Genomic DNA, 26,862 nt, shown 5'->3' on the forward strand with positions numbered 1-26,862 from the left:
ACATTCCTTATCTCTATTCCTGACACATTGGATATGATTCCGGAACAAACTAACGCGGTTATTTTATACCTCTTTAAAGGTATTAATATGGCATGAAGGGTTTTATTATCGGAAAGCTGTAAATAACGGCTGGCATTAATTATATACAAAGCCTAATCAGTAAAAAGGTTCTTCCTTTCCCGAAACGACATTTTTCTGGTGTTGCAGCAGTTGCTTCTTGTCAACCTGACGTGCCACAAGACGCTGAATGAGAGCGTCATCGCTGCGAATAAGCAGCACGGCTTCAGAGGCTTGAATATAGGAAGGGTGACCTTGCAAGGGGATCGCGCCCAGGGTGTCACTGGCAAAGTTCTGCACCAGGTTCCAGATAGCTGAATCAATATTGCCTTTTTCTATTTGGTTTAAACAGTCGTGATAAGGCGTATCGACATATTCGATCTCTTGCCCCTGGAAATAGAGTTCGGACAATTGACGTTGATCTGGCGAGCGAGGATCCAGGCCCACACGACGGATGCTGTTTTCTTCGCCACGGCGGTAAACCATCTGGTGGCCTGAAACATAGGATCCCGCGCCTAACTCCAGCGCAATACGGGCTTTGCCCTCCTGTAAGACCTGTCTGGCGGCCAGATGGGATACGACGGCCATATCGTAGATACCATCCAGCAGGCATTCGATACGTACGCTGGCTCCGCGCATATGCGCGTAGTAAAGCGGTATTTGCCCAAACTGTATTTTCAGACCGCTGGCTAAGCCCTCATAAAGTTTGGTGTAGGGCAGTGGCATCGCACAAACAATATTGCCAATATCGGCCTGGGTAAGGAGCGCCTGATAGTTTAACTGTTTTAATTGCGTCCCGTTGCGGCCGCGCCGTTCCAACTGAATGCAGCCACTGCTTTCCAGCGATTTAAGTGCGTTTTGCACAATGCCGACGGAAAGGCCAAAACTTTCAGAGAGTTCATCGATAGTGCGTAACCGGTTCATCGGCTTCTCATCCAGCAAATATCTGGCGAGTTGGATAAGCGCAATACCTTCTTTCTTAATGAATTTATCTCTCATTGGCGGCTCGTTGGGGGCGATAAAACGTCTAATATTCGATTATTTGAAGGTTTAATGCAACGGCATTGCTCCACTTTAACGTACGCCACCGTATTCCAGGCTGATCTCTTTTGCAGCATGGATCACCAAGGCGCCCAGCTCAATCACGCGGTTGTCGGTGATGCGCGATACGGGGCCGGAAATCGAAATGGCAGCGAAGGCTTCGCGGTGCTCGTCAAAAATGCAGGCCGCCACGCAGCGCAGACCCAGCGCATGCTCTTCATCGTCAAACGAGAAACCCTGCTTGCGGATCTGCGCCAGCCCTTCCTTCAGGTTGTGCGGCGTCAGCGTATGCTGGGTATAGGTTTGCATGCCTTTTTTATGCAGCAATTTGGTGACCTGATCGTCCGGCAGGGTGGACAGAAAGGCTTTGCCGGCACCGGAGGCGTGCATCGGCAGTTTGCCGCCGATGGGCGCAGACATGCGCATCAGCGCGGTGCATTGCACCTGGTCGATAATTATCGCCTGGTACTCGCTGGTATCCAGCACCGCCAGGTTAACCGTTTCGCCAGACTCTTCCATCAGGCGACGCAGCGTGGGGTGCACCATCGCCAGCAGATTACGGCTTTGCAGAAAACTGCTGCCCACCACAAAGGCGTGTGAACCTATAGTCCACAGACCCAGATCGCCGACCTGACGCACGAACCCTTGCTGTTGCATGGTGGAAAGCAGACGGTGAGTGGTGGAGTTCGGTAACCCCGCCTGTTGGGCCAGATCGGTCAGCGCCACGTTGCCCTGGGCTTCGGCAATGTATTCCAATAATTTCAGGCCACGGGTCAGCGACTGTACCTGACCGGTTGCCGCACTGGCGCTTGGAGATGCAGCGCGGGGCTTCTTGCCACGTTTGGCGGGAACGGGGGTGACCATGATTCACATTCCTTTTTCCGTATGATGGAATTCATTTTCGTTTTTTACGTGTGAAATGCAAGCCGTCAATCAGCTCATCGGATGTGTTGCCAGACAACCTGAAAAACTCTCAATAACCGCTCGCCCCTTTAGCGGCACAACCTGTGCTAGGATGACCGATACCCGTCGTCTTTCAAGCCGCAGCGTTGTTGCCTGCACGTGTTCACCCCAGTCACTTACCTTAGTAAGCTCCTGAGGATGAACAGGCTGGGCGCCTAGCCGCAACTTGAAATCCCTAGGGTATGGGTGATGGTGACATAGTGACCCGATAATTTTACATAGGGGTCAATATAGCAGTGGCTTGAAAGATAAAGGGGATAAGGGGTGGTGAATCGAGTAGAACAACTGCGCCGGCAGTTAGCGCAGCGAATTTTAGTGTTGGACGGCGGCATGGGCACCATGATCCAAAGCTACCGTCTGGAAGAGAGCGACTTTCGCGGTGAGCGTTTTGCCGACTGGCAAAGCGATCTGAAAGGCAATAACGACCTGCTGGTGCTGACCAAGCCCGAGGTCATTACCGCCATTCACTACGGCTATCTGGAAGCGGGAGCCGACATCCTCGAAACCAATACCTTCAACTCCACCTCCATCGCCATGGCCGACTACCATATGGAGTCGCTGTCCGCCGAGATTAACTATCAGGCCGCCTGCCTGGCACGTGCCTGCGCAGACGAATGGACTGCGCGTACCCCAGAGCAGCCGCGCTATGTGGCCGGGGTGCTGGGGCCGACCAACCGCACCGCCTCTATTTCGCCGAACGTCAACGATCCGGCTTTTCGTAACGTTTCTTTCGACGAACTGGTGGAAGCCTACCGCGAGTCGACGCGTGCGCTGGTGGAGGGCGGTGTCGATCTGATCATGATCGAAACCATCTTCGATACCCTGAACGCCAAGGCCGCCGCCTTCGCGGTGGAAACCGAATTCGAAGCCTTGGGCGTTTCGCTGCCGATCATGATTTCCGGCACCATCACCGATGCTTCCGGCCGAACCCTGTCCGGTCAAACCACCGAAGCCTTCTATAACTCGATGCGCCACGTCAAACCGCTGAGCTTTGGCCTGAACTGTGCGCTGGGGCCGGATGAACTGCGTCAATACGTTGCCGAACTGTCGCGTATATCGGAAAGCTACGTCACTGCACACCCCAATGCCGGTTTACCTAATGCGTTCGGTGAATACGATCTGGATGCGCAAGAGATGGCGAGGCAGGTTGGGGAGTGGGCGCAAGCCGGCTTCCTGAATATCATCGGTGGCTGCTGCGGTACCACGCCGGAGCACATTGCTGCCATGGCCAAGGCCGTGGCGGGCGTGCCACCGCGCAAACTGCCGGAGATCCCGGTGGCCTGCCGTCTGGCGGGGCTGGAGCCGCTAAACATCGATGCCAAAACGTTGTTCGTCAACGTGGGTGAGCGTACCAACGTGACCGGCTCGGCACGCTTTAAGCGGCTGATCAAAGAAGAGAAATACAGCGAAGCGTTGGCGGTTGCTCGCCAGCAGGTGGAAAGCGGCGCCCAGATTATCGACATCAACATGGATGAGGGGATGCTCGACGCGGAAGCGGCGATGGTGCGTTTTCTCAACCTGATCGCCGGTGAGCCGGATATCGCCCGGGTGCCGATCATGATCGACTCCTCCAAATGGTCGGTGATCGAAAAAGGCCTGAAGTGCATTCAGGGCAAAGGCATCGTTAACTCCATCTCGATGAAAGAGGGCGAAGAGGCCTTTATTCACCATGCCAAGCTGGTGCGTCGTTACGGTGCCGCGGTGGTGGTGATGGCGTTTGACGAAGTGGGCCAGGCCGATACGCGCGAGCGCAAATTCGAGATTTGCCGCCGTGCCTATAAAATTCTGACCGAGCGCGTCGGCTTCCCGCCGGAAGACATTATTTTCGACCCGAATATTTTCGCCGTTGCTACCGGTATTGAAGAGCATAACAACTACGCCGTCGACTTTATCGAAGCCTGTGCCGACATCAAAACTCACCTGCCGCACGCGATGATTTCCGGCGGCGTGTCCAACGTGTCGTTTTCATTCCGCGGCAACGATCCTGTACGCGAAGCGATCCACGCGGTGTTCCTGTATCACGCGATCCGCAACGGCATGGACATGGGGATCGTTAACGCCGGGCAGTTGGCGATCTACGACGATCTGACGGCTGAGCTGCGCGATGCGGTGGAAGACGTGATCCTCAACCGTCGTGACGACGGGACCGAACGGCTGCTGGAACTGGCGGAGAAATACCGCGGCAGCAAAGACAATGAAGTAGCAGTGCAGCAGGCGGAATGGCGCGGCTGGCCGGTCGAAAAACGGCTGGAATACTCGCTGGTAAAAGGCATAACCGAGTTTATCGAGCTCGATACCGAAGAGGCCCGACAGAGGGCGGATCGCCCGATCGAAGTGATCGAAGGGCCACTGATGGCGGGCATGAACGTCGTCGGCGATCTGTTCGGCGAAGGCAAGATGTTCCTGCCGCAGGTGGTGAAATCCGCCCGCGTGATGAAACAGGCGGTGGCCTATCTGGAGCCGTACATTGAGGCTAGCAAGCAAAAGGGCTCAACGGCAGGCAAAATCCTGCTGGCGACGGTGAAGGGCGACGTGCACGACATTGGCAAGAATATCGTTGGCGTGGTGCTGCAGTGCAACAACTATGAAATTGTCGATCTGGGCGTGATGGTGCCGACGGAGAAAATCCTGAAAACCGCGCGCGAGCAAAATGTGGATATTATCGGCCTGTCCGGACTGATCACCCCGTCGTTGGACGAGATGGTCAACGTGGCGAAAGAGATGGAGCGTCAGGGCTTTACCCTGCCGCTGCTGATCGGCGGCGCTACCACCTCCAAGGCCCATACTGCGGTGAAGATTGAGCAGAATTACAGCGGCTCAACCACCTACGTACAAAATGCCTCGCGTACCGTGGGCGTGGTGTCGGCATTGCTTTCCAGCGCTCAGCGCGACGATTTTGTGGCGCGAACCCGTAAAGAATACGAAACCGTCCGCATTCAGCACGCACGCAAGAAACCGCGAACTCCGCCGGTTGACCTGCAGAAAGCGCGCGCGAATGCCATGGTGCTGGACTGGGAAAATTATCAGCCACCGGTACCGAAGCAACTGGGCGTTTACCCGGTCGAAGCCAGTATCGAGACGCTGCGGCATTACATCGACTGGACGCCGTTCTTTATGACCTGGTCGCTGGCGGGCAAATACCCGCGCATTCTGGAAGATGAAGTGGTGGGGGAAGAAGCCAAGCGGCTGTTTGCTGACGCCAACCAGATGCTGGATATGCTGGCCGCTAACGGCAGCCTCAACCCGCGCGGCGTTTATGGCCTGTTCCCGGCTAACCGGGTCGGTGACGATGTCGAAGTTTATCGCGACGAAAATCGCGATGAGGTGCTGGTGGTCAGCCGCCATCTGCGCCAGCAGACCGAAAAAACCGACTTCCCGAACTACTGCCTGGCCGACTTCGTCGCGCCGAAAAGCAGCGGCAAGGCCGACTACTTCGGGGCTTTCGCAGTGACCGGTGGGTTGGAAGAGGATGAACTGGCGGCGGCCTATGACGCGCAGCACGATGATTACAATAAAATCATGGTGAAGGCGCTGTCCGACCGTTTGGCGGAGGCTTTCGCCGAGTACCTGCATGAACAGGTGCGCAAGGTGCACTGGGGCTTTGCCAGCGACGAGAACCTGAGTAACGAAGAGCTGATCCGCGAAAATTACCAGGGCATTCGTCCGGCGCCGGGGTATCCGGCCTGTCCGGAGCACACCGAGAAAGCGGAGATCTGGCGACTGCTGGACGTTAACCGTCATACCGGCATGGAATTGACTGAGTCCTTCGCCATGTGGCCGGGGGCGGCGGTATCTGGTTGGTACTTCAGCCACCCGCAAAGCAAATATTTCGCGGTGGCGCAGATCCAGCGCGATCAGGTTGAAGATTATGCGGCGCGCAAAGGCATGAGCGTCGGCGAGGTTGAGCGCTGGTTAGCGCCTAACCTTGGTTACGACGCCGACTGATCCTCTCTTGATGGGCGCAGCAATGCGCCCATGTCATTACAACGCTTCGACGTCAATGTGCAGCGCGTCGTATCGCCAGTATTCCAAATCGCAGTCAATCACCCGATCGTGCTGATCGCGGTTAACCCGAGTAATGAACAATGCCGGGCTGCCGTAGGTGACCTTCAGCATGGCTGCCGCTTCCTGCGACAGCAGGGTTGGCAGCATATCGAAACGTACCCGCCCGTAGCGAATGCCGTAGCGTTCGGCATACAGCCCGGTCAGCGACTGGGTTAAATCTTCCTCCAGAATGCCGGCAAAGTAGGCCGGGTTGAGGTAGTGCTCGCAATACAGCACCGCGCGGCCATCGATGTAGCGCAACCGACGAATGCGATAGACCTCGCTACCGGACGGTAAAGCCAGTTTTTGGCTCAGATCTTCGCGCAGCGGCACGGTGGCGCTGTCGATCACTTCGGTATGGGCATCACGCCCTTGCTGTTGCGCCATGGCGTGGAAGTGGCTGCGCTGCAGAGGGTTGTAGATCAACCGCGGCGGCGAGATAAACCAGCCGCGCCTCACCTGACGGTAGATCACACCCTGCGCCTCCAACTGACCGAGCGCTTCCTGCAGCGTAATACGGGTGGTGGAAAACTGTTCGCTCAGAACACGTTCCGAAGGCAATTTGCCGTCGGCGCTGAACTCCCCCACGGCGATCCGGGCGTTCAGCGTCTGGCAGATGGCCGCCACGGTTGTCGATACTTCACTCATGCAACAGATGCCCCATTTTAGTGCGTTTATCCCCGCTAAAGGTAGACCAGCGAAGGGCTGACGAACACGCCAAATGCGATAAAACCGCTGCTTTTTTAGACTGACATATAATTATCACATTCGTCCGTTAGATTGGCTTGGTTCTTGCTGGACTAGTCCAGCCACTCCCACACTACCACCCGGAGCATCAGTTATGAAACGTTTGTGCGCTTCTGTGTTAACCAGTGCCATTGTCCTGACCAGTCAAATGAGCTGGGCAGCCGATTCCGATCTGGCGGCGCTGGAACAGGCTGCCAAGAAGGAAGGGGAAGTCAACAGCGTCGGCATGCCGGACAGCTGGGCTAACTGGAAAGATACCTGGCAGGATCTGCTGAGCAAGTACGGCCTGAAGCATGTCGATACCGACATGAGTTCGGCGCAGGAAATTGCCAAGTTTGATGCGGAAAAGAGCAATGCTACGGCGGATATTGGTGACGTGGGCGCGGCATTCGGCCCTATCGCGGTACAAAAAGGGGTGACCCAGCCGTATAAACCTTCCACCTGGGAACAGGTACCTGACTGGGCCAAAGACAAGGACGGCCACTGGGCACTGGCCTATACCGGCACCATCGCCTTCATTATCAATAAAAAACAGGTGAAAGAGATCCCCCACAGCTGGGCAGATCTGTTGAAGGGCACTTATCAGGTGACTATTGGTGACGTCGGCACCGCTTCGCAGGCGGCCAGCGGCGTGCTGGCGGCAACCTACGCGATGGGCGGGAACGAAAAGAACCTGAAGCCGGGTCTGGAATTCTTCGGCAAGCTGGCCAAGGCCGGGCGCCTGAGCCTGAGCAACCCGGTGATCGCTTCGCTTGAAAAGGGCGAAGTGCAGGTGGGGGTGGTTTGGGACTTTAACGGTTTGAACTACCGCGATCAGATCGACAAAACCCGCTTTGAAGTGCTGATCCCCTCTGACGGATCTATCACTTCCGGTTACACCACCATTATCAACAAATACGCCAAACACCCAAATGCCGCCAAGCTGGCACGCGAATACATTTTCTCAGACGCAGGCCAAATCAACCTGGCGCGCGGCTATGCGCGTCCAATCCGAGCGGAACACCTGACGTTGCCAGACGATGTCAAAGCCAAGCTGCTGCCGGCAGAACAGTATAAGAATGCTCACCCGATCGCCGATCCGGCGGCCTGGGAGCAAAGTGCCAAAACGCTGCCGCGCCAGTGGCAGGAAAACGTCATTATGTTTATGCAGCAGTGAGTTAAACCATCATGAAAACTATCCTCGTGCTGCTGGACGGTCTGAATTATCAGGTGGCACACGACGCCATGGGCTATCTGCAGGCCGAATGTGCGGCAGGGCGCGGACGGTTGTATCAGTTGGAGAGCGAGTTGCCCTCGCTCTCCAGACCGCTGTACGAATGCATCCTCACCGGTGTGCCGCCGGTGGAGAGTGGCGTGGTGCATAATCAGGTGTCACGCCTCTCGCATCAGCAAAGCGTGTTTCACTACGCTCGCGCCGCGGGCTTGACTACCGCGGCAGCGGCCTATCATTGGTTCAGTGAGCTGTACAATCGTACCCCGTTCGACGCCGCGCGCGATCGCCATACCGACGATGCCGAGCTGCCGATCCAGCACGGCCATTTTTATTACGACGACCGTTACCCGGATTCTCACCTGTTTGACGATGCGGAAAGCTTGCGCCGCCGTCATCAACCCGATTTCTTGCTGATCCACCCGATGAACATTGACGACACCGGGCACCGCTTTGGCCTGTCATCGCCGCAGTACCGCAATGCGGCGCGCAACGCCGACGGCGTACTGTCGCGCTATTTGGCCGACTGGCTGAATGCGGGTTATCAGGTGATGGTCACCGCCGATCACGGCATGAATGACGATCGCAGCCACGGCGGCGTGTTGCCGGAAGAGCGACAGGTGCCGCTGTTTGTCTTCGGTGACGCCTTCAGCCAGAGCGACGCTAATCCGCAGCAAACCGACCTGTGTGGCACCCTGTGCGAAGTGCTGCAGATACCGCACGACAAGCCGCGTTGCCGTGCGCTGTTGGCCTAAGGGTGAGCCATGAAAGCTAAGTGGATTGCCGCGCTGTGCCTGCTGCCGTTTATCCTGCTGTTCGGCGCGTTTCAAATTGCGCCGCTGGTGTGGATTGCCGTCAGCAGCTTTTTCAGCCAGACCAGCGGCTGGGGGCTGGGCAACTATGTTGACGTACTGACCTCGCCATTCTATTTGCAGGCGTTTCAGTTCTCGCTGGAGATCTCTCTTTGGTCGAGCGTTTATGGGCTGCTGATTGCGTTAGTGGGCAGTTACTCACTGCGCAGACTCGGTCAGACGCGGTTTCATGATTTTGTGATGTCGTTTACCAACATGACCAGCAATTTCGCCGGGGTCCCCTTGGCGTTTGCCTTTGTCATTCTGCTGGGATTGAACGGCTGCCTGACGCTGCTGCTGCGCAAATATGGCCTGATGGAAAGCTTCAACCTGTATTCCAAAACCGGACTGATCGTACTTTATACCTACTTCCAGATCCCGCTGGGCGTGCTGCTGCTGTACCCGGCGTTTGACGCGCTGCGCGAGGACTGGCGCGAATCGGCATCGCTGCTTGGCGCCAGTCCGTGGCGCTACTGGCGGCATATTGGCTTGCCGGTGCTGGCGCCGGCGTTGATGGGCACCTTTGTCATCCTGCTGGCCAACGCACTGGGGGCTTATGCCACGGTGTATGCGTTGACCACCGGCAATTTCAACGTGATACCGATCCGCATATCGGCGCTGGTCGCGGGGGATATCTCCCTCGACCCTAACCTGGCCAGCGCGCTGGCTATGCTGCTGGTGGTGATGATGGCGTTTATTACTCTGATCCATCAATGGCTGTTGCGCAGGAGCTACCTCAATGCGCGCTCATAATGTTGCGGAGGGCGGCCATGTCGCGCTTTGAAACCGGTTATCACCGCGTAGTAAGTGGGCTGTTGTTGCTGATCCTGCTGTTGCCGCTGGCGGCGACGCTGATTTATGCGCTGGCCACCCAGTGGGGCGCGACTATTCTGCCGGACGGCTTTACCCTGAAATGGTTGGTGGCCTTATGGAGCGATCCCCGCTTCCTGCTGGCGCTGTGGCACTCGCTGCTGATCTGCTTTGGCACCCTGGTGCTGGCGGTGGTGGTGATTTTGCCAACGATGTTTGTGATTGCTTACTATTTTCCCAAACTGGATGCGGTAATGAACGTGCTGATCCTGCTGCCATTTGCCGTGCCGCCGGTAGTGTCGGCGGTCGGGTTGATGCAGCTGTTCGCCGCCGATCCGCTGCCGCTGCTGGGCACGCCGTGGATCCTGATCGGCTGCTATTTTTCCATTACGCTGCCGTTTATTTACCGTGCCATCAGCAACAACATGCAGGCGATCAACCTGCGCGATCTGATGGACGCCGCACATCTGCTGGGCGCCAGTACCTGGCAGGCGGCGCTGCTGGTGGTGCTGCCGAACCTGCGTAAGGGCGGGATGATTGCGGTACTGCTGTCGTTCTCTTTCCTGATTGGCGAATTCGTCTTCGCCAACCTGTTGGTGGGCAGCCAATACGAAACGCTGCAGGTTTACCTCTACAACATGCGTAACGGCAGCGGCCATTTCACCAGCGCACTGGTCATTTCTTATTTCGCCGTGGTGCTGATTGTCACCTGGTTGGCGAATTTGCTGAATAAAAATAAGGGCTAACTGCATGGCTTACCTCAATGTCACCCGCCTCAATAAACACTATGGCCAGACCCAGGTGTTTCAGAATATCGACTTCACCGCCGAGGAGGGCGAGTTTGTCACGCTGCTCGGGCCAAGCGGCTGCGGTAAATCGACGTTGCTGCGCTGTCTGGCGGGGCTTACCCCGGTCGACAGCGGACAGATCCTGCTGCAGGGCCAGGATCTGGTACCGCTCCCCCCGCAAAAGCGCGGTATCGGCATGGTGTTCCAGAGCTATGCGTTATTCCCGAACATGACCGTTGAGGGCAACGTCGCGTTCGGGCTGAAAATGCAAAAGCTGGCGGCCGGTCAGATCCAGCAGCGGGTGCAAGAGGTGCTGGCGTTGGTGGAGCTGACTGAGCTGGCGAAGCGCTATCCGCATCAGCTGTCCGGTGGACAGTGCCAACGGGTGGCGCTGGCACGTTCGCTGGTGACCCGTCCGCGGCTGCTGTTGCTCGACGAGCCCCTTTCGGCACTGGACGCGCGTATCCGTAAGCACCTGCGCGAACAGATCCGTCGGATCCAGCGTGAACTGAACCTGACGGCCATCTTCGTTACCCACGATCAGGAAGAAGCGCTGACGCTGTCGGACCGCATCGTCTTGATGAACAAAGGACAAATCGTACAAAGCGGTGACGCGGAAACTCTGTATACCCAGCCGGCCGACGTCTTCGCAGCCGGGTTCATCGGCAACTACAACCTGTTGAGTGCGGAACAGGCGACGACTTTGACCGGCAGCCCTTACCACGGTAAGGTAGCTGTTCGACCAGAGTCCATTACCCTGGTGCCTACCGGGCAGGGGATTGCCGCGGTGATCCTTAACCACAGCCTGTTGGGCAACGTGGTGCGCTATCGGGTACTGGCCCGCGGTGTGGAGCTGCTGGTCGACGTGCTCAACCGTTCGGTCGAAGATTTGCGGCCCGACGGCAGTGAAATTGGACTACACTTAGAAACTGTTACATTACGGGAAGTTGCATGACATCGCTGCGGCATTCAATGATAACTCCAGGGTAATTCCTGCCGTTGCGTTAACCCTCCAATAGCGGTCTGCAGCCTGTTGCCGCTGTCCTGCCTTTATGCACGCCTGGCAGGCAGGATAGCCTGCTGTGTCTTGCCGGGCGTGAAGGGAGCGTTCCTTCCGTGTTGACCCTTCTTCACCTGCTTTCTTCCGTTGCCCTTTTGGTGTGGGGTACCCACATCGTGCGCACCGGAATTATGCGGGTTTACGGCGCTAATTTGCGCCGGGTATTGAGCGACAGCGTAGAGAAAAAACCGCTGGCGTTCGTCTCCGGTATCGGCGTGACCGCGCTGGTGCAAAGCAGTAATGCCACGGCGTTGCTGGTGACCTCTTTCGTCGCGCAAGGGCTGGTGGGACTGACGCCCGCACTGGTGATCATGCTCGGCGCCGATGTCGGTACCGCGCTGATGGCGCGAATACTGACCTTTGACCTCTCCTGGCTGTCACCGCTGCTGATCCTGGTCGGCGTCTTCCTGTTTCTCAGCCGCAAGCAAACCCGTGTAGGGCAAATGGGGCGCGTGTGTATCGGCCTCGGGCTGATCGTACTGGCGCTGGAGCTGATTGTTGCCGCCGCGACGCCAATCACCCAGGCGGCGGGTGTGAAAGTGTTGTTCTCGTCACTGACCGGTGATGTGATGCTGGATGCCCTGACCGGTGCGCTGTTCGCCATTGTCAGCTATTCCAGCCTGGCGGCCGTACTGTTGACTGCCACTCTGACCGCCTCCGGGGTGATCTCGCTGAAGGTGGCGCTGTGCCTGGTGATCGGTGCCAATCTTGGCAGCGGTCTGTTGGCGATGATCAACACCAGCGGCCAGAATGCCGCCGGTCGTCGGGTGGCGCTCGGCAGCCTGTTGTTCAAGCTGATGGGCTGTGTGCTGGTGCTGCCGTTTGTCTCTTATCTGGCGGACGTGATGACTCGGTTGCCTGGCGGTAACGAAGAGTTGGTTATCTACTTCCACGTGTTCTACAACCTGATCCGTTGCCTGGTGCTGATCCCGTTGGCCGGGCCGATGGCGCGCCTGTGTGAAACGCTGATTGCCGACGTGGCGGCGGACGATCCCCGATTGCGACCGCGGCACCTTGATGCCAGTGCACTGGATACCCCGACGCTGGCATTGGCCAACGCGGCACGTGAAACCCTACGTATGGGCGACGTGGTGGAGCACATGATGATTCTGCAGCGCGAAGTGCTGCACGGTAAGCAGGGGCAGGATAAAGAGGTTCGCCGGCTGGATGATGACGTCGACGTGCTTTATACCGCCATCAAGCTGTATCTGGCGCAGATCCAGAAAGAGGATTTAGGCGAGGAAGACTCTCGGCGCTGGGCGGAAATCATCGAGATGGCGCTGAATCTGGAACAGGCGGGTGACATTATCGAGCGCATGGCCGGGGACGTGGGGGCGAAATCACACGCGGCGCGGCGAGCATTCTCCACCGAAGGGCTGGCCGAACTGGATGCGTTGCATGAGCGGCTGATAGGCAATCTGCGTCTGGGACTGTCGGTGTTCTTGTCCGGTGACCTTACCAGCGCCAAACGGCTGCGGCGCTCCAAGCATCGGTTCCGGATTTTGGATCGTCGTTACGCCCATGCGCACGTTGATCGCTTGCATCAGCAGAACGTTCAAAGTATTGAAACCAGCTCGCTGCACCTGGGGCTGTTGGGGGATATGAAACGCCTGAACTCACTGTTCTGTGCGGTGGCATATAACGTGCTGGATCAAGATGAAAAGGATGATGAGCGTGAGTGGGAGGATACGCCCAGCACGCTGTAAGTCATGCCCCCGGCGTGGCCGGGGGCAGTACCTCAATTATTTACCCGAAAAGACCCCCGCTTTGGCATCGGCGGCCTGGTTATTGATATAACCGCCTACCGGTGTCTCCAGGTTCACCACGCTTTTACCGGCGATGCCCAGCAGTGCGCCTGCCGAGGCAGCGGCATCAAGATGACCGCCACCCTGATAGCGGTTGCCGGCCACGTCCTGCTGTTCCAGTTTACCGTTACCCAGCGTCACTTCACCTTGCTGGCTGCGGATCTCGCCGCCAGTGAGACGAGTGGTGCCCTGAACGTTGAGCGCAACGTCATTTTTCCCATTGATGGCCGACTGCACGCCTACCGCATCGTTATTGACTACGTCGGCCTTGACCTTGAACTGGCCTTGCAGCCCGGCAGGACCGGTCAGGCTCTCTTTGGATTTGTTGCCCAGGAAGCGAGCGCCGCGATCCCACAGTGGCCCCTTTTCTTTTTCGCCGGCAAGCGTTTCCGGCAGAGTGACCTTACCCTCGGCCTTGCTGAAGCTGACCGCGCCGGTGGTGTCCTGCTTCGGATCGAGGCGACGAGCTACGCTGTTGTACTTGTCGGTGGTGGCGTCAGCGACCTTGTTGATGCCGCCCTCCAGCTTCTCCTTCACCTTACCCGCGTAGTGCGGGGTACCCACTTTCGACAGTTTGCTGGTTATGCTGCTGGCCGGGTCGTTGGTGTGGCTCAGACCGACATCCACATCGACCTTCACGCTGCTTTCGCTGTCTTTGCGACTTTCGACGCGCAGATCGCCACCGATGTTGCCTTGCACGCTGTCGGCATCGATTCGGGCGCCGGCCAACTGGGTGTCTTTACCACTGTTGATCGTGACTTCTCCTGCGCTAATCAGGCTGTTGCCCTGAGTGGTTTTTTGCAGGTTATCCACACCGACTTTCACACCGGCGCCCAGGGTATGGGTGTCGCTGCCGCTGGTGGTATCCACCTTGCCGTTGGCGTCCTTATTGAAGGATTGGCCGCCTTTGGCGTTAGCCTTCAGCCCCAGGTTCCAGTTGTTTTTCTGCTCCTGGTTTTGCACCGACTCCAGCACCACGCCGCCGTTCTCGGCGTTCAGGCCAACGCTGCTGCCCTTGACCTCGGTTCCCTGCAGATGCAGGGCATGCGCATCGTTGCCTTTGGCGGTAATGGTTACCGCGCCGCCGCTGGTGATTTTGCCACCTTGCTGGGTCGTCGAGGTCTCATCTACCTTGGCAATGTCAAACGCGCCGCCGAGAGAAAGGCCGCCCGCGCTCTTTTTGTCGTTATCGGTGCTGTTGCCGCCGATATCGATATTGCCGGAGAGCGTATCGTCCTTGCGGGTCTGCTGCGATTGGGCTGCCTGAAGCGCGACCTTGTCTCCCGCTTTCAGCGAAACGTCGCCCTGGCTGGTGACATTACTGCCTTGCAGTGTCAGCCCACGGCCGGCATCCAGTTCTACGCCCTGTTTGCCGCCGATGTTGCTGACTTGCGCGCTGCTGCCGTCACTCTTCCCGTTGCTGTAGCCGCCACCCAGCCCAAGGCCGAAGCTTTTGGTTTCCGGTGTGGTGCCGCCTTTGGCCGACACTTTGACATTGAAGCCGTTGTGGCTTTCATGGCTGGTATCGGTGGCCTGGTCGAAACGGATGTTGCCGTCTTCCGCTTTTACCTTCGCCTTGCCGTCGCCGGCCTCCAACGAAGTACCCTGATACACCGCGTCTTGCTTGACCTTGATGTCGATGCCATTGGCGGCGGTGATGCTACCGGTCACGGCCTGGCTGCCGGTGCTTTCGCTGTGCTTATTGCCGCCTTCGCCTTTGGCATCGACGGTCAGATCGCTGCCGGTGGTGGTATAAACGCGCACGCTGGCGCCGCCGCGGGTTTCGCTGCTGCTTTCCTGCTGGCTGTTTTTCGCCGCTTCACTGTGGTGGCTATCGGCTGTCAGCGCTACGCTCCCTTGAGTCGCCTGATACTGTGTTCCAGTATCCTGCAATTTTCCGCTGGCTTTTACGTCGATGGATCCGGCGGTAATCTTGCTGACTACGGCTTGGGAGCTGCTATTGCTCTTTTCGCTGCTGCCGCCATTGGCGCCAATATCCAGCCCGATATTCGGTGCGCCGATGCCGCCGATCTCGTTAATCACGCCGTTGGCGTCCAGCTTGGCGACTTTCCCTACCGCACGTTCTACCGGGCGGGTGACGGCGCTGTAATCGACGTTGGCACCGATGTCTACGCCGACGTCGGTTTTAGTGGTGTTGCTGCTTTCGCTGTTGACGGCGGCCAGGTGATCAACGCTGTTGGCATTCTCCTGATATTTGCCGCCAACCTGGTGCTGCGCACCTTGCTGGGTCAGTTTGTCTTTGGCATTAATCGTCAGATTGCCCGCGATATCGCTGCCGGAAGTCACCGCCTTGCTGCTTTGTGAGTGCGTCTTGCTGTTCTCGTAACCGCCTTCAATGCCGGAGCCAACTTTATCTATGCCGCCGGTGTAGTAGACTCCGCCGCCGATTTTGGTTTTTTCGGTATCGCTGGTGGTCTTGTTGTCGGCTGCCAGGAAGGCCACGTTGTCGCCGCTGATGCTGGCGTCACCCTGGGTGGTCACCAGTTTGGATCCGCTGAAGGTCACGTCCTTGTCTGCTTTCAGCGCGACGCTGCCGCCGCTCAGCGTTGATGACTGTTGTTCGCTGCGGGTGGTTTTCTCGCTGTCGCTGGTATGCTCAATACGTAAACCGGCACGGTATTGCTTGTCGCTTTTCTCGTTGGCATAGCCGTTGATGGCAAGGGCAGTTTTTTGCTCATCAATGTGCTGCTGCTGTTCTCCGCTGCTGACATTGATATTACCGCCGGCATTGACTTCCAGCTTACCGGTGCTGGTCACCTTGCTGCCCACCACGTCGGTATCCTTTTTGCTGACCAACTGCAGGTTGGTATCGGAAACCAATTCGCTGGCGGTGGACTGTTGGTGGCTGTTATTGGACTTTTGCGAGCTGCTGGTGATATTGAAGACGGTGCCGGTACGGGCATCCACCTTGTCAACCGTGGTGCTGAGGGCGTTATCGATCCGCAGACCGCCGTCGGTGGCGGCGACAAAACCGCCTTTGGCGCCCTTCACGGTGCTGCCGGTAATGGTCACGCCCTGTTTGCCGTTCAGCCACAGGGTGCCGTCGGCCGTCACCTGAGAAGCGTTGCTGACTTCGCGACGGTTGCTGTTGTCCTGGTTGTTGCCGCCGCCGATACCGCCCCATGAGGTTTTATTGTCGCGAACGGTTTTCTCATTGGCGGTTTTTTGTACGCCGATATTGATTTGGTCGTTGGCATCCACCTTGAGATCGCCTGACGCGTACACTTTGGTTCCCTGGCCTACGACGCGATTACCGGCTTTTATCGCCAAATCACCGCCGGAGAAGACGCTGCTGGACTTCAGGATTTCGGTTTCATTGCTGTTGCTCCAGCTGCCGGTACGCAGGCTGGAGGTATGGTTGCGCTGATTACCGCGCTCGCTGGTTTTTTCTCGCTCGATCAATCCGCTGAGCTGCACGTCGCGCTTGGCGTCGATGTTCAATGTATTGCCCGCCGAAACCTTGGCGCCACGCAGCGTCACATCCTGCTCGGTGGCGGTCAGCGTGGCATTTTTCGTGGCCTCAATGTTGCTGGTGGCCTGTTGAAGCTGCTCATTCTCACGGGTGACGTTGTATTTCCAACTGTAGAACCACTGCTCATCGGTGTGGCCCTGAGTCTGCTTCAGTTGCCGACCGTCGAGCGTCAGGCTGGCGCCTTGCAGCGTGATCTCTTCGCCACGAACGTCGGTGGCGGTCAGGTGGTTGCTGTTATCGGCCACCAGGCTGATATTTTTGCCTTTCAGTTCGGTGCGGGCCAGTTGCTGACCGGTGCTGCGGTCGTTGATGTAGATCCCGCCGCGGTAGTTTTGGTAATTCTCGCCGCTATTGCGGTTGCTGCTGCTGTCGTTGACCTGGCTGTCGGTGCGGATGTTGTAAGCTTTCACCCGGATTTCGTCGCTGCCATCCAGCTTGCCCGCCAGCTTTACGCCGCTGCCGGTGACGGTATGGATGATATTAATGCGCCCTGCCTGCATGCTGCCAAGATAGTAGCTGTCCGTGGTGCCTAATAACTGGTCCCAGACTGTGAGCTCAGGTTGTTCGCTGCTGAGCACCTGTGCATCGCGCGATACGCGATTGTTGCCGCTGATGGCGTTGATCGCCGAGATCATTTTATCGCTTTTTTTATCGTACAGCGGTGCGACGATGACCTCGCCGCGGCTGTTGATTCTCGGCGCGATCAAATCCAGCACGCCGCTGGCGTTCAGCCGGCCATCAAGGCTCAGGGTGTTGCGATTGCCCAACGTGCTGTAGCCCTGCAGCATGCCGTTTTCCACCAGGGGGTTACCCACCACCAGCGACGAGCGGCTGGTATTGATAAAGCCGCAGCCGTCGCAACTGATGCCGTTCGGGTTAGCCAACACGTAGTCGGCCGCCATGCCGAAGATTTCTTGCTGTCCGTGCAACAGCGACGGGTTGCGGCTGATCACTTCATTGAGGATCACGCTGGCCGCCTGGTTGTTCAGGTTCGGGTTGGCAGCCAGTTGGCCGGCCAACTGAGACCGCCCGGCATCGAGCGAGTTATTCAGCACCGCGCCGGGTTGGTTGACGTTGAAATCCTGATACTGGTTATGTGACAGCCCGTGGTCGTTAGGCGTCACGATATTGACCACCTGTGCGCCGTTACCGGCAGTTGAAACACCGGGCCCGTTAGCGCCGTTGGCCGCTACGATCTCGCCGGCGTACGCGCTGCCGAGGGAGGCGAGAATGATCGCCAGTGAAGCGGCTAACTTGCCCGCTCCCGAGAGCCTGAAGTTATTATTTTTCATCCATGTATCTCCATATATCGCTGTGGTAGTGCATAAAAACGCAAACTAAAAGGTGTACGAAAAGCGTGCCAGTACCTGTATCGGATCGTCGGGCATTGAGTGGCTGGACAGTAGCCAACCGCGGCTGGCTTCAACGTCGAACATGGCGCGTTGGTAACGCAGGGTGACACCGGCGCTCAACCCCGCGCTGCTTTGCCAACCGGAAGGTCGGTTATCGCGAGGCAGCACCCGGCCGACGTCGCCGCCGATACGTGGAGTGAGGCTGCTCTGGCCCAGGGTGAAGCTGCGGGAAAGGGTGTTTTGCAGATACCAGCCGTTATCACCGGACAGCGTGCTGCGGCTGAAACCCCGGATCGCGCTGCGGTCCGTCAAGCTGAGCCATTCCACGCCAGGCAGGCGATCGCGGCTATATTGCCCGTACAGCAAGTTGCTCAACTGGTAAGTGGCACCGGCAAGCTGGAGGCGTTGGTTGAGATTGGCGAACAGCTTGCCCTTGGTGAATTGGGGATCGGGCAGCCCGGCCCCCCCTTGACGGTCGGCGCCAAACCAGGGCAACCCTTGCTCTACGCTGAGGTTGGCGCTGATCAGCCCGGTAGGCAGGATCTGCAGATGGTTAACGCCCAGCTCAAACAAGCTGAGCGTTGGGCTGCCGAGGCCAATACGTACGGTTTCGAAATAGTTAGTGATGCGCTTATGGGTCAGTTGCCCGTTCAGGGTATTGATCTGGTCGCGATCGCGATAAAACACATAGTCGCCGCGCAGACCGTACTGTTGGGTCTGGCCGTGCAGTTTGTAGCTGTTGAACACCAACTGCTGGTGGTTCAGGTATTGCGAGTAGCTGGCAAAGCCGCTGAAGGTGAAAGCGCCGTAGGGCAGGGAATAGAGCAGGGTATAGGCGCGATTATAGCGTTGCGCCGGGTTGTCCAGCGTGCCGGCAACGTTCAGGCTGGCGAAGTCCGACAGGCCGAAAGGGCTGTCCAGCGTTGCTGTGCTGCGTGCCAGCCACTGGCCGGTATTCTTCTGGCCGTAATTATCCACAGTGGCGGACAGCAACCAGGGTTTAGTATGTTGATTATGCAGCCGAATAATGGAGGCGCCCACTTTGCTGCCCGGCAATATATCCAATCGGGTTTTATTCGATTGCAAACGATTGGCCTGATCTAATCCCTGATCGAGCTGGGTTAATTTTAATGGCTGACCTTCCAATCCAGGGAATAATAATTGGCTGTTAACCCAACGATCGCCCCCCTCTATTTTTTCGATAAATCCTTCTGTGACACGCAGGCCTAATTCACCCTCGGCATTGGGGCGAATAAATTGCACGCGTGCGGTGATATAACCTTTATCCAGGTATAAGCGGGTCAATTCACGCGTCAGGCGATTGATGTCGTTGCTGCTGATGCAGTGCTCTGGCAGTGCACTCAGCGTTGCCAAATCTTTCGCCGACAGCAGCGTTATCCCCTGTAGATACACGCCGCCGATCGGCAGGCATTGAGCCGAAAGTGGCAGTGCCGGTGCAGCGGGTTCGGGGTCTTCCAGCAACTGTTGCTGTTTAAGCTGCTGGTAGCGCCGCTGCTCTATTTGTTGATTCACTTCACGCGTACCGTCTTGCAAAGCGCGACGCGATTCGCTCATCGGTGAGAACCCCCCCATTTCCGGCAGGGTGGCGGCGGGGAGTGCGGTGCTAAACAGCAGCGCCAGGGCGGCGGTTTTTCTGATCATTGTAATCCATTATGAGAAGCCGCTGGGGCGGCCTGCTCAATCCATGAGGTCAATAAACGGACGGCCAACGGCCGGCCCGGAATCGCGAGCGACAATCACATTGCGGGGTTCTTATTCGCCAGTGGAAAATAAGAAGGTGGGTTTTATTTTTCTAAATAATAATTAGGCTGCTTGTTTATATTTTTAATTATTACCCTTCAATTACTCATAATGAGGTAATTAAAAAAGTAAATTAATTGGACTTTTCCGCTCTCGTCGTTATAGGCGGTTATCGGCAGCTCTGGGAAAAATCTGAATTTTTATTTTGTGCGGGGATAATAGAGGATGGGGATAATTCTGACAATCCGACCAGTGGGAAATACGAAATTTCGTAGGAGAGTCCGGGGCGCAAATGTGAACTGCACCCCGAGGTGAAATTATTTTTTAGTGATTGGTCGGCCGGACCAGTAGCCCGCCAACAGGGATCCGGACAGGTTATGCCACACCGAGAACAGGGCGCCCGGCAACGCGGCCAGCGGTGAGAAGTAGATTTTACCCAGCGTCGCGGCCAGCCCGGAGTTCTGCATGCCGACTTCAATTGCCAGCGTACGGCAGGTCGATTCGTCGAAGGCGAACAGCTTGCCGCCCCAGTAACCACTCAGCAACCCGATGCCGTTGTGCAGGATCACCGCCACGATCACCACCAGCCCGACCGAGGCGATATGGCTCTGGCTGCCGGCAACCACGGCGCTGATGATCGCCAAAATGCAGATCATCGACAACGCCGGCAGGATCGGCTCAATGCGTTTGACGGTTTTGGTAAAGGTGTGATGGACGATCAAACCCAGACCAATAGGGATCACCACGATCTGCAGAATGCTCAGCAACATCCCCATGACGTCGACGCTGATCTCGGTATCGACGTACAGGCGGGTCAGCAGCGGCGTCGCGAAGACGCCCACCAGCGTGGAGACTGCCGAAATGGTCACTGACAGCGCCACATCCCCTTTGGCCAGATAGATCATGACGTTGGACGCGGTACCGCTGGCAACGCTGCCAACCAGCACCATGCCGGCGGAAAGATCCGGGGGCATATGGAACAGCATTGCCAGCAGCCAGGCCGCCAGCGGCATGATCAGGTAATGCAAAAAGATCCCTGCGGCAACCGGGCCAGGGCGGGACAGTACGCGTTTAAAGTCATCGAGCCGCAGCGTGACGCCCATGGCGAACATGATCAGCATCAGCAGCGGGCTGACGTAGGGGCCGATCCCGGTAAAGGTGGTGGGCGTGCTGTAGGCGGCGACGGCGAGCAGTACCGCCCACAGAGGGAATAATCGGGTAAATTTTGCCAGCATGAGTGAGGTTTTCCTTAGCCAAATAACAACGATGGGGTGGTGTTGTGTTTTTTGCGGGTTCGGTGAACTGAACCCCTACGGTTATGGACTGCTTTATTAGAGGTAGAGGCGCGGCGTGCCGCGCCTGCAAAGGTGACGGTAGCTTATTCGAACAGGTTGTGGTGCAGGGTGCGAACGACTTGTTCGGCGTCATCGCCCGGTACCAGGAAGCACAGGTTGTAGCTGCTGGCGCCGTAACAGATCATGCGGATATTGAACGGGTCGAGCACGCCGAACACTTCTTTGCCCACGCCGCAGGCCTGGGAAAGCTTGTTGCCGATCAAGGCGACCAACGCCAGGTTTTCTTCCACTTCTACCCGGCACAGTGACGACAGTTCGGTCAGCAATGAAGTGGTCAGCAGGCTGCCGCCGGTGGAGGTTGAACCCGTGGTATCCATGGTCAGCGCTACGCTAACTTCGGAGGTCGTGATCAAGTCCACCGAGATATTGTGGCGCGCCAAAATGCTGAACACCTCGGCCAGGAAACCGCGTGCGTGCAGCATGTTGAGGCTGTGCAGCGTCAGCAGGGTTTGTTTGCGGCGCAGCGCCAGCGCACGGAATAGCGGTGGGTTCTCGGTGGTGTTGCACACCAGAGTACCACCGGCGGACGGATCTTTGCTGGAGCCGACGAACACCGGGATATCGCTGCGAACGGCCGGTAACAGGGTGGCCGGGTGCAAGACTTTTGCGCCAAAGGTGGCCATTTCAGCGGCTTCTTCGAAGGCGATTTTATCGATGCGTTTTGCCGCCGGAACCACGCGTGGGTCGGTGGTGTAGATGCCCGGCACGTCGGTCCAGATATCGACCCGGCTGACGCTCAGCGCTTCACCCAGCAGGGCGGCGGTGTAATCGCTGCCGCCGCGACCCAGCGTGGTGGTGCGGCCTTTCGGCTCGCTGCCGATAAAGCCCTGGGTAACTACCAGGGCTTCCTGCAGGCGTGGCTTGAGCAGCGACTGGGCCAGTTGGTTCAGCGCTACGCTGTCCGGCGTTGCGCGACCGAAATGATCGTCGGTGTGCATCACTTTACGTACGTCAAACCACTCCGCCTGCACATCACGACTGCGCAGGATCTCAACGAACAGCAGGGTAGACATCAGTTCGCCGTGGCTGACCAGTTCGTCGGTCAGCGCCGTGGAGGTGGCCAAGGAGGCTGCTTCGGACAGCATGGCAATATTTTCCAGCATGCGGTCGATTTCGTCGCGCACTACCGCCGGATTATCGAGGCGATCGAGAATGGCGTATTGAATGCGGCGGATTTCGTCGAGCTGATAGTGACGCTTGTCGGCGTCGCTGCCTTCGGCCAGAGCCACCAGCAGGTTGGTGACGCCCGCAGAAGCGGACAATACCACCAGACGTACGTTCGGATTGGCGAGAACGACGTCGGCGCTGCGGTTCATGGCTTCATAGTCGGCAACGCTGGTGCCGCCGAATTTGGCGACAACGGTGGCATTCTGGGGTGCTGCTTGGTTCATGTAAAAACCTCGTGTCAGGGTGGCCCTCTTCAGAGAGCACTTTTTTCATAGCCTTGGCACAAGGGGGGAGCGATAAACGGGAGCAGACGTAGAAGTGAAAGCTACGATACACCCAGAAGCGCCCCACCTTGTTGATTGCCCTTACGGACAATTCTGGTGACAACCCAGGGGATTCAGCCCCTGTAGTCGATACGATGAATGCCGCGCATCACCTTACCTCGGCGTCGCTCCCCCTCAAGCGTCGTCATTGGAAAACGGCTCCTCTGACACTCTACCTGGGCGACGCGCCTCTTCTGGCTTGCACACCGGGTGCGCAAGTAGGCTGTTAGGAATAGCCCGATATCGTGCCGCTGTCAACGTCCGGAAGTTGAGGGATTTTCATCTTGTACCAGTGCAATCAGCGTACAGGGCATTGCCGGGACAAAACCGGCGCCGATCGGCTGCAGCGTGCCGTCTTCCCGCTGGCTGAAAAGCGGAATAACACCATGATTTTTCTCTATATATTCCAACCAGCCAAAGTTCTCGTTCAGCTTGGTGGCTTTGATGGTGGCGCCCTGGGCAATCAGGCTGCTTAGCCGACCGTAGGTGGCCTCTTGATTGAACAGGATCTCATGCCGGCGGAAGCGCGAACTTTCCGCACTGTTGCCGCGGCCTTTCAGCGGGGCGCCGGAGCGGATGGCGAACACCTGTCCTTCGCCAAAAATATGGCCGAAGTGATAGACCGCCAACGCATTTTGGTGGCGGTTGGGAGAGAGCGCCAGTACTTGTGCGGTGTCGCTGAGATCGAGATAGTTTTCGGCATGCTCAGAGTAAGCATGGCCATAATAGGCGGGGATGCCGTCCATACGCGCCTGGCGATAATATTCCCAACTGCTGTCGGTGACGAGCACCGGAATATTCAACTTCATCAGCGCCTGTGCCAGCATACGTGCGACGCTATTGGCGCCGACAATCAGCACCCCACGCGGTTTTTGCTGCTGTACCCGCAGCCAACGCGCCATCATGCCGCTGGTCAGGCTTTGCAGTACCACGGTGCCGATGATCACGGCGAACACCACGGTCACCAGCCGATCGGCTCCCGGATAACCGCTGCGCTGCAGCGTCAGGGCAAACAGCGAACTGACCGCCGCGGCGACGATGCCACGCGGAGCGATCCAGCATAGCAGCAGGCGATCGCGCCAGTGCAGGGAAGAGCGCCAGGTTGATACCGCAATACACAGCGGGCGGGCGACGAACTGCACCACCAGCAACAGGCCCAATAATGGCCAGCCCATGTTCCACAAGGCCTGAATGTCGAGCCGCGCCGCCAAAATGATAAACAGCGCTGAAATCAGGATCGCCGACAGCTCTTCCTTGAACGCCAGAATGTCGCTGGTATCCACATCGCGCATATTGGCCAGCCAAATGCCCATTACGGTAACGGTCAGCAGGCCGGATTCATCGGCAATGGCGTTGGACACGCCAAAGGCGGTGAGCATGATCGCCAGTACCGCCAGGTTTTGCAGGTAGCGCGGCAGCCAGACGCGGCGCAGCGCCAGGCCCAGCAAATAGCCGAACAGCGCGCCAGCCACCAGGCCGACGGCGGCGGTAATGCCCAGCGTCCAGAACAGATGGGTGTAAGATTCTGAATGCTGTTTCAGTACGATAAATTCGAACACCAGCAGGGTAAAAATGGCGCCGACCGGATCGATGACGATGCCTTCCCAGCGCAGTACCTGGTTGATATTGGCATTCGGTCGCACCACGCGCATCAACGGGGCGATCACCGTTGGGCCGGTGACCACCGTGACCGCGCCGATCAGTGCCGCCAACTCCGGTGGAAAGTCCAGCAACCACCAGCAGGCCACGCCGATCACCAGGAAGGTCATCAGCATGCCAATGGTTACCAGGTTACGTACCACGCCGCCGAGGCCGCGTATTTCCTCGACCCGTAGCGTTAGCGCCCCTTCAAACAGAATAATGGCGACCGACAGCGACACTAGCGGGAACAGCAAATCGCCGAACAACGCGTCCGGCTGAACCCAATGCACCACAGGCCCCAGCACGATGCCAAATACCAGCAACGGCAGAATGGCCGGCAGGCGTAACACCCAGGCTAGCCACTGCGCCAGCAATGAGCTCAAGCCAATAACCACCAACATCAATGGGGCAGATAATTCCATAGTCATGTCCTTCGTCGTTCACACCGCAGCCTGGCTGGCCGCGCATCCTTAGCCTAATTACGTCATTGACGTGGTGATAACCTGACACAGTTTAGTGACAGTTAAGCAACCCTGATAACAGGCTGTTATCCAAAAGTATAGGGGAAGTGCTGAAACGATGCGGCGGCAATTGACAGTTAGCGCCTATCGCAAGAAAAGAGATCATAATCACGGTCGAACAGGCTACAATCGGTCAACCACGTCACATTTATTCTCAAGCCTAAGAGTGTTGCTATGAAAAATATCAATCCTAGTCAAACCGCTGCTTGGCAAGCCCTGCAGCAACATTTTGAACAGATGAAAGACGTACAGATCAGCGATCTGTTTGCTCAGGACAAAGAGCGTTTCTCCAAGTTTTCCGCCACCTTCAACGATCAGATGCTGGTGGACTACTCTAAAAACCGCATCACCGCGGAAACCCTGGAGAAGCTGCAGGCACTGGCGAAAGAAACCGATCTGCAAAGCGCGATCAAATCCATGTTCGCCGGCGAGAAAATCAACCGTACTGAAGACCGTGCGGTGCTGCATATTGCCCTGCGTAACCGCAGCAACAGCCCAATCATCGTTGATGGCAAAGATGTGATGCCGGAAGTGAATGCGGTGCTGGCCAAAATGAAACAGTTCTGTGACCGCGTGATTGGCGGTGACTGGAAAGGCTACACCGGCAAAGCGATTACTGACGTGGTAAATATCGGTATTGGCGGTTCAGATCTCGGCCCTTATATGGCTACCGAGGCACTGCGCCCGTACAAAAATCACCTGAACATGCACTTCGTCTCCAACGTTGACGGCACCCATATCGCCGAAACGCTCAAACCGCTGAACCCGGAAACCACTCTGTTCCTGGTGGCGTCCAAAACCTTCACCACCCAGGAAACCATGACCAACGCCCACAGCGCGCGCGACTGGTTCCTGAGCACCGCCGGTGATCAAAAACACGTGGCGAAACACTTCGCGGCGCTGTCCACCAACGGCAAGGCCGTCGGCGAGTTCGGCATCGACACCGCTAACATGTTCGAGTTTTGGGACTGGGTTGGCGGCCGTTATTCCCTGTGGTCGGCGATTGGCCTGTCTATCGCCCTGTCAGTGGGTTACGAGAATTTTGAACAGTTGCTGAGCGGCGCGCACGCGATGGACAAACACTTCGCGCAAACGCCGGCAGAGCAAAACCTGCCGGTGCTGCTGGCGTTGATCGGTATCTGGTACAACAACTTCTTCGGTGCAGAAACCGAAGCTATCCTGCCGTACGACCAGTACATGCACCGTTTTGCCGCTTACTTCCAGCAGGGCAACATGGAATCCAACGGTAAATATGTCGATCGCAACGGCAATCCGGTGGACTACCAGACCGGCCCAATCATCTGGGGCGAGCCGGGCACCAACGGGCAGCACGCGTTTTACCAACTGATCCACCAGGGGACCAAGCTGGTGCCTTGTGACTTTATCGCGCCGGCCATCAGCCATAATCCGCTGAGCGACCACCATGCCAAACTGCTGTCGAACTTCTTCGCACAGACCGAAGCGCTGGCGTTCGGTAAATCACTGGAAGTGGTAGAAGAAGAATTCGCCGCCCAGGGCAAAACGCCGGACGAGGTTAAGCACGTAGCGCCGTTCAAGGTATTTGAAGGCAACCGTCCAACCAACTCCATCCTGCTGCGTGAGATTACGCCGTTCAGCCTGGGCAGCCTGATTGCTCTGTATGAACACAAGATCTTCACCCAGGGCGCGATCCTCAACATCTTCACCTTCGACCAGTGGGGCGTGGAGCTGGGCAAACAGCTGGCTAACCGTATCCTGCCGGAACTGGCGGGTGATGAAGCGGTCAGCAGCCACGACAGCTCAACCAATGCACTGATCAATCGCTTCAAAGCATGGCGTTAATTAACGTCTGAATGAATGCCAATAAAAAACCCGCCTTGGCGGGTTTTTTTAC

Annotated in this window: 16 protein-coding genes and 1 riboswitch; of the genes, 8 read left to right on the forward strand and 8 right to left on the reverse strand. The window is 57.3% G+C overall.

All coding sequences use genetic code 11. The annotated features are described in order from the left end of the window. Window positions 1-156: 156 nt before the first annotated feature. Complete coding sequence (gene yhfZ, locus M2407_RS12970; protein ID WP_142816277.1) at window positions 157-1,056, reverse strand: GntR family transcriptional regulator YhfZ; 900 nt, start codon at window positions 1,054-1,056, stop codon at window positions 157-159. 75 nt (window positions 1,057-1,131) lie between these two features. After that, a complete protein-coding gene (iclR, locus tag M2407_RS12975; protein WP_020837199.1) occupies window positions 1,132-1,962 on the reverse strand; it encodes a glyoxylate bypass operon transcriptional repressor IclR in 831 nt (276 codons plus the stop codon). 363 nt (window positions 1,963-2,325) lie between these two features. On the opposite strand from iclR, the gene metH reads away from it, so the two are divergent. Beyond that, a complete protein-coding gene (metH, locus tag M2407_RS12980; RefSeq protein WP_130015876.1) occupies window positions 2,326-6,006 on the forward strand; it encodes a methionine synthase in 3,681 nt (1,226 codons plus the stop codon). A gap of 36 nt (window positions 6,007-6,042) precedes the next feature. Here metH and M2407_RS12985 read toward each other — a convergent pair whose 3' ends face one another. Next, the gene (locus tag M2407_RS12985; protein ID WP_259218380.1) at window positions 6,043-6,753 is read right to left on the reverse strand and encodes a UTRA domain-containing protein; all 711 of its coding nucleotides are present in this window, start codon (window positions 6,751-6,753) and stop codon (window positions 6,043-6,045) included. Between the two features lie 193 nt (window positions 6,754-6,946). Here M2407_RS12985 and M2407_RS12990 point away from each other — a divergent pair, with 193 nt between their 5' ends. The 6 genes from M2407_RS12990 to M2407_RS13015 all read left to right on the forward strand — a co-directional run bounded on the left by M2407_RS12990 (window position 6,947) and on the right by M2407_RS13015 (window position 13,277). Continuing rightward, complete coding sequence (locus M2407_RS12990; protein WP_020837196.1) at window positions 6,947-8,008, forward strand: ABC transporter substrate-binding protein; 1,062 nt, start codon at window positions 6,947-6,949, stop codon at window positions 8,006-8,008. Between the two features lie 11 nt (window positions 8,009-8,019). Next, window positions 8,020-8,817 (forward strand): alkaline phosphatase family protein, encoded by a 798-nt coding sequence (locus tag M2407_RS12995; protein ID WP_044553841.1) that lies wholly within the window; start codon window positions 8,020-8,022, stop codon window positions 8,815-8,817. 9 nt (window positions 8,818-8,826) lie between these two features. Next, a complete protein-coding gene (locus M2407_RS13000; RefSeq protein ID WP_020837194.1) occupies window positions 8,827-9,666 on the forward strand; it encodes an ABC transporter permease subunit in 840 nt (279 codons plus the stop codon). Between the two features lie 17 nt (window positions 9,667-9,683). Then, the gene (locus tag M2407_RS13005) at window positions 9,684-10,469 is read left to right on the forward strand and encodes an ABC transporter permease (protein WP_020837193.1); all 786 of its coding nucleotides are present in this window, start codon (window positions 9,684-9,686) and stop codon (window positions 10,467-10,469) included. Between the two features lie 4 nt (window positions 10,470-10,473). Beyond that, window positions 10,474-11,466: an ABC transporter ATP-binding protein gene (locus tag M2407_RS13010; protein ID WP_020837192.1), complete on the forward strand. Its 993-nt coding sequence runs from the start codon at window positions 10,474-10,476 to the stop codon at window positions 11,464-11,466. Between the two features lie 161 nt (window positions 11,467-11,627). Then, entirely contained in the window at window positions 11,628-13,277 is a 1,650-nt protein-coding gene (locus tag M2407_RS13015; protein ID WP_041415041.1) for a Na/Pi cotransporter family protein, read from the forward strand. 36 nt (window positions 13,278-13,313) lie between these two features. Here M2407_RS13015 and M2407_RS13020 read toward each other — a convergent pair whose 3' ends face one another. The 5 genes from M2407_RS13020 to M2407_RS13040 all read right to left on the reverse strand — a co-directional run bounded on the left by M2407_RS13020 (window position 13,314) and on the right by M2407_RS13040 (window position 24,890). Next, on the reverse strand, window positions 13,314-18,161 hold the full coding sequence (locus M2407_RS13020) for a hemagglutinin repeat-containing protein (protein WP_259218381.1): 4,848 nt from the start codon (window positions 18,159-18,161) through the stop codon (window positions 13,314-13,316). Window positions 18,162-18,206: 45 nt separating this feature from the next. Next, window positions 18,207-19,883 (reverse strand): ShlB/FhaC/HecB family hemolysin secretion/activation protein, encoded by a 1,677-nt coding sequence (locus M2407_RS13025; protein WP_259218382.1) that lies wholly within the window; start codon window positions 19,881-19,883, stop codon window positions 18,207-18,209. A 416-nt stretch (window positions 19,884-20,299) separates the two neighbouring features. Beyond that, on the reverse strand, window positions 20,300-21,217 hold the full coding sequence (gene panS, locus M2407_RS13030) for a ketopantoate/pantoate/pantothenate transporter PanS (protein WP_259218383.1): 918 nt from the start codon (window positions 21,215-21,217) through the stop codon (window positions 20,300-20,302). Between the two features lie 143 nt (window positions 21,218-21,360). Further along, on the reverse strand, window positions 21,361-22,728 hold the full coding sequence (lysC, locus tag M2407_RS13035; RefSeq protein WP_020837187.1) for a lysine-sensitive aspartokinase 3: 1,368 nt from the start codon (window positions 22,726-22,728) through the stop codon (window positions 21,361-21,363). 108 nt (window positions 22,729-22,836) lie between these two features. After that, a riboswitch (Lysine riboswitch) is annotated at window positions 22,837-23,029 on the reverse strand. A gap of 52 nt (window positions 23,030-23,081) precedes the next feature. Further along, window positions 23,082-24,890, reverse strand: coding sequence for a sodium:proton antiporter (locus M2407_RS13040; protein WP_020837186.1), 1,809 nt, complete (start codon window positions 24,888-24,890; stop codon window positions 23,082-23,084). A gap of 273 nt (window positions 24,891-25,163) precedes the next feature. On the opposite strand from M2407_RS13040, the gene pgi reads away from it, so the two are divergent. Continuing rightward, window positions 25,164-26,810, forward strand: a complete 1,647-nt coding sequence (gene pgi, locus M2407_RS13045; RefSeq protein ID WP_122080346.1) for a glucose-6-phosphate isomerase — start codon at window positions 25,164-25,166, stop codon at window positions 26,808-26,810. The last annotated feature ends 52 nt before the right edge of the window (window positions 26,811-26,862 follow it).

Origin of the sequence: Serratia sp. BIGb0234, from assembly GCF_024809915.1 — a bacterium.
Classification (GTDB): Bacteria; Pseudomonadota; Gammaproteobacteria; order Enterobacterales; family Enterobacteriaceae; genus Serratia; species Serratia liquefaciens.

Bases quoted from the DNA above. Each gene is read 5' to 3' on its own strand.
- yhfZ (WP_142816277.1), bottom strand. From the start codon at position 1,056: ATGAGAGATAAATTCATTAAGAAAGAAGGTATTGCGCTTATCCAACTC.
- iclR (WP_020837199.1), bottom strand. From the start codon at position 1,962: ATGGTCACCCCCGTTCCCGCCAAACGTGGCAAGAAGCCCCGCGCTGCA.
- M2407_RS12985 (WP_259218380.1), bottom strand. From the start codon at position 6,753: ATGAGTGAAGTATCGACAACCGTGGCGGCCATCTGCCAGACGCTGAAC.
- M2407_RS12990 (WP_020837196.1), top strand. From the start codon at position 6,947: ATGAAACGTTTGTGCGCTTCTGTGTTAACCAGTGCCATTGTCCTGACC.
- M2407_RS12995 (WP_044553841.1), top strand. From the start codon at position 8,020: ATGAAAACTATCCTCGTGCTGCTGGACGGTCTGAATTATCAGGTGGCA.
- M2407_RS13000 (WP_020837194.1), top strand. From the start codon at position 8,827: ATGAAAGCTAAGTGGATTGCCGCGCTGTGCCTGCTGCCGTTTATCCTG.
- M2407_RS13005 (WP_020837193.1), top strand. From the start codon at position 9,684: ATGTCGCGCTTTGAAACCGGTTATCACCGCGTAGTAAGTGGGCTGTTG.
- M2407_RS13010 (WP_020837192.1), top strand. From the start codon at position 10,474: ATGGCTTACCTCAATGTCACCCGCCTCAATAAACACTATGGCCAGACC.
- M2407_RS13020 (WP_259218381.1), bottom strand. From the start codon at position 18,161: ATGAAAAATAATAACTTCAGGCTCTCGGGAGCGGGCAAGTTAGCCGCT.
- M2407_RS13025 (WP_259218382.1), bottom strand. From the start codon at position 19,883: ATGATCAGAAAAACCGCCGCCCTGGCGCTGCTGTTTAGCACCGCACTC.
- panS (WP_259218383.1), bottom strand. From the start codon at position 21,217: ATGCTGGCAAAATTTACCCGATTATTCCCTCTGTGGGCGGTACTGCTC.
- lysC (WP_020837187.1), bottom strand. From the start codon at position 22,728: ATGAACCAAGCAGCACCCCAGAATGCCACCGTTGTCGCCAAATTCGGC.
- M2407_RS13040 (WP_020837186.1), bottom strand. From the start codon at position 24,890: ATGGAATTATCTGCCCCATTGATGTTGGTGGTTATTGGCTTGAGCTCA.
- pgi (WP_122080346.1), top strand. From the start codon at position 25,164: ATGAAAAATATCAATCCTAGTCAAACCGCTGCTTGGCAAGCCCTGCAG.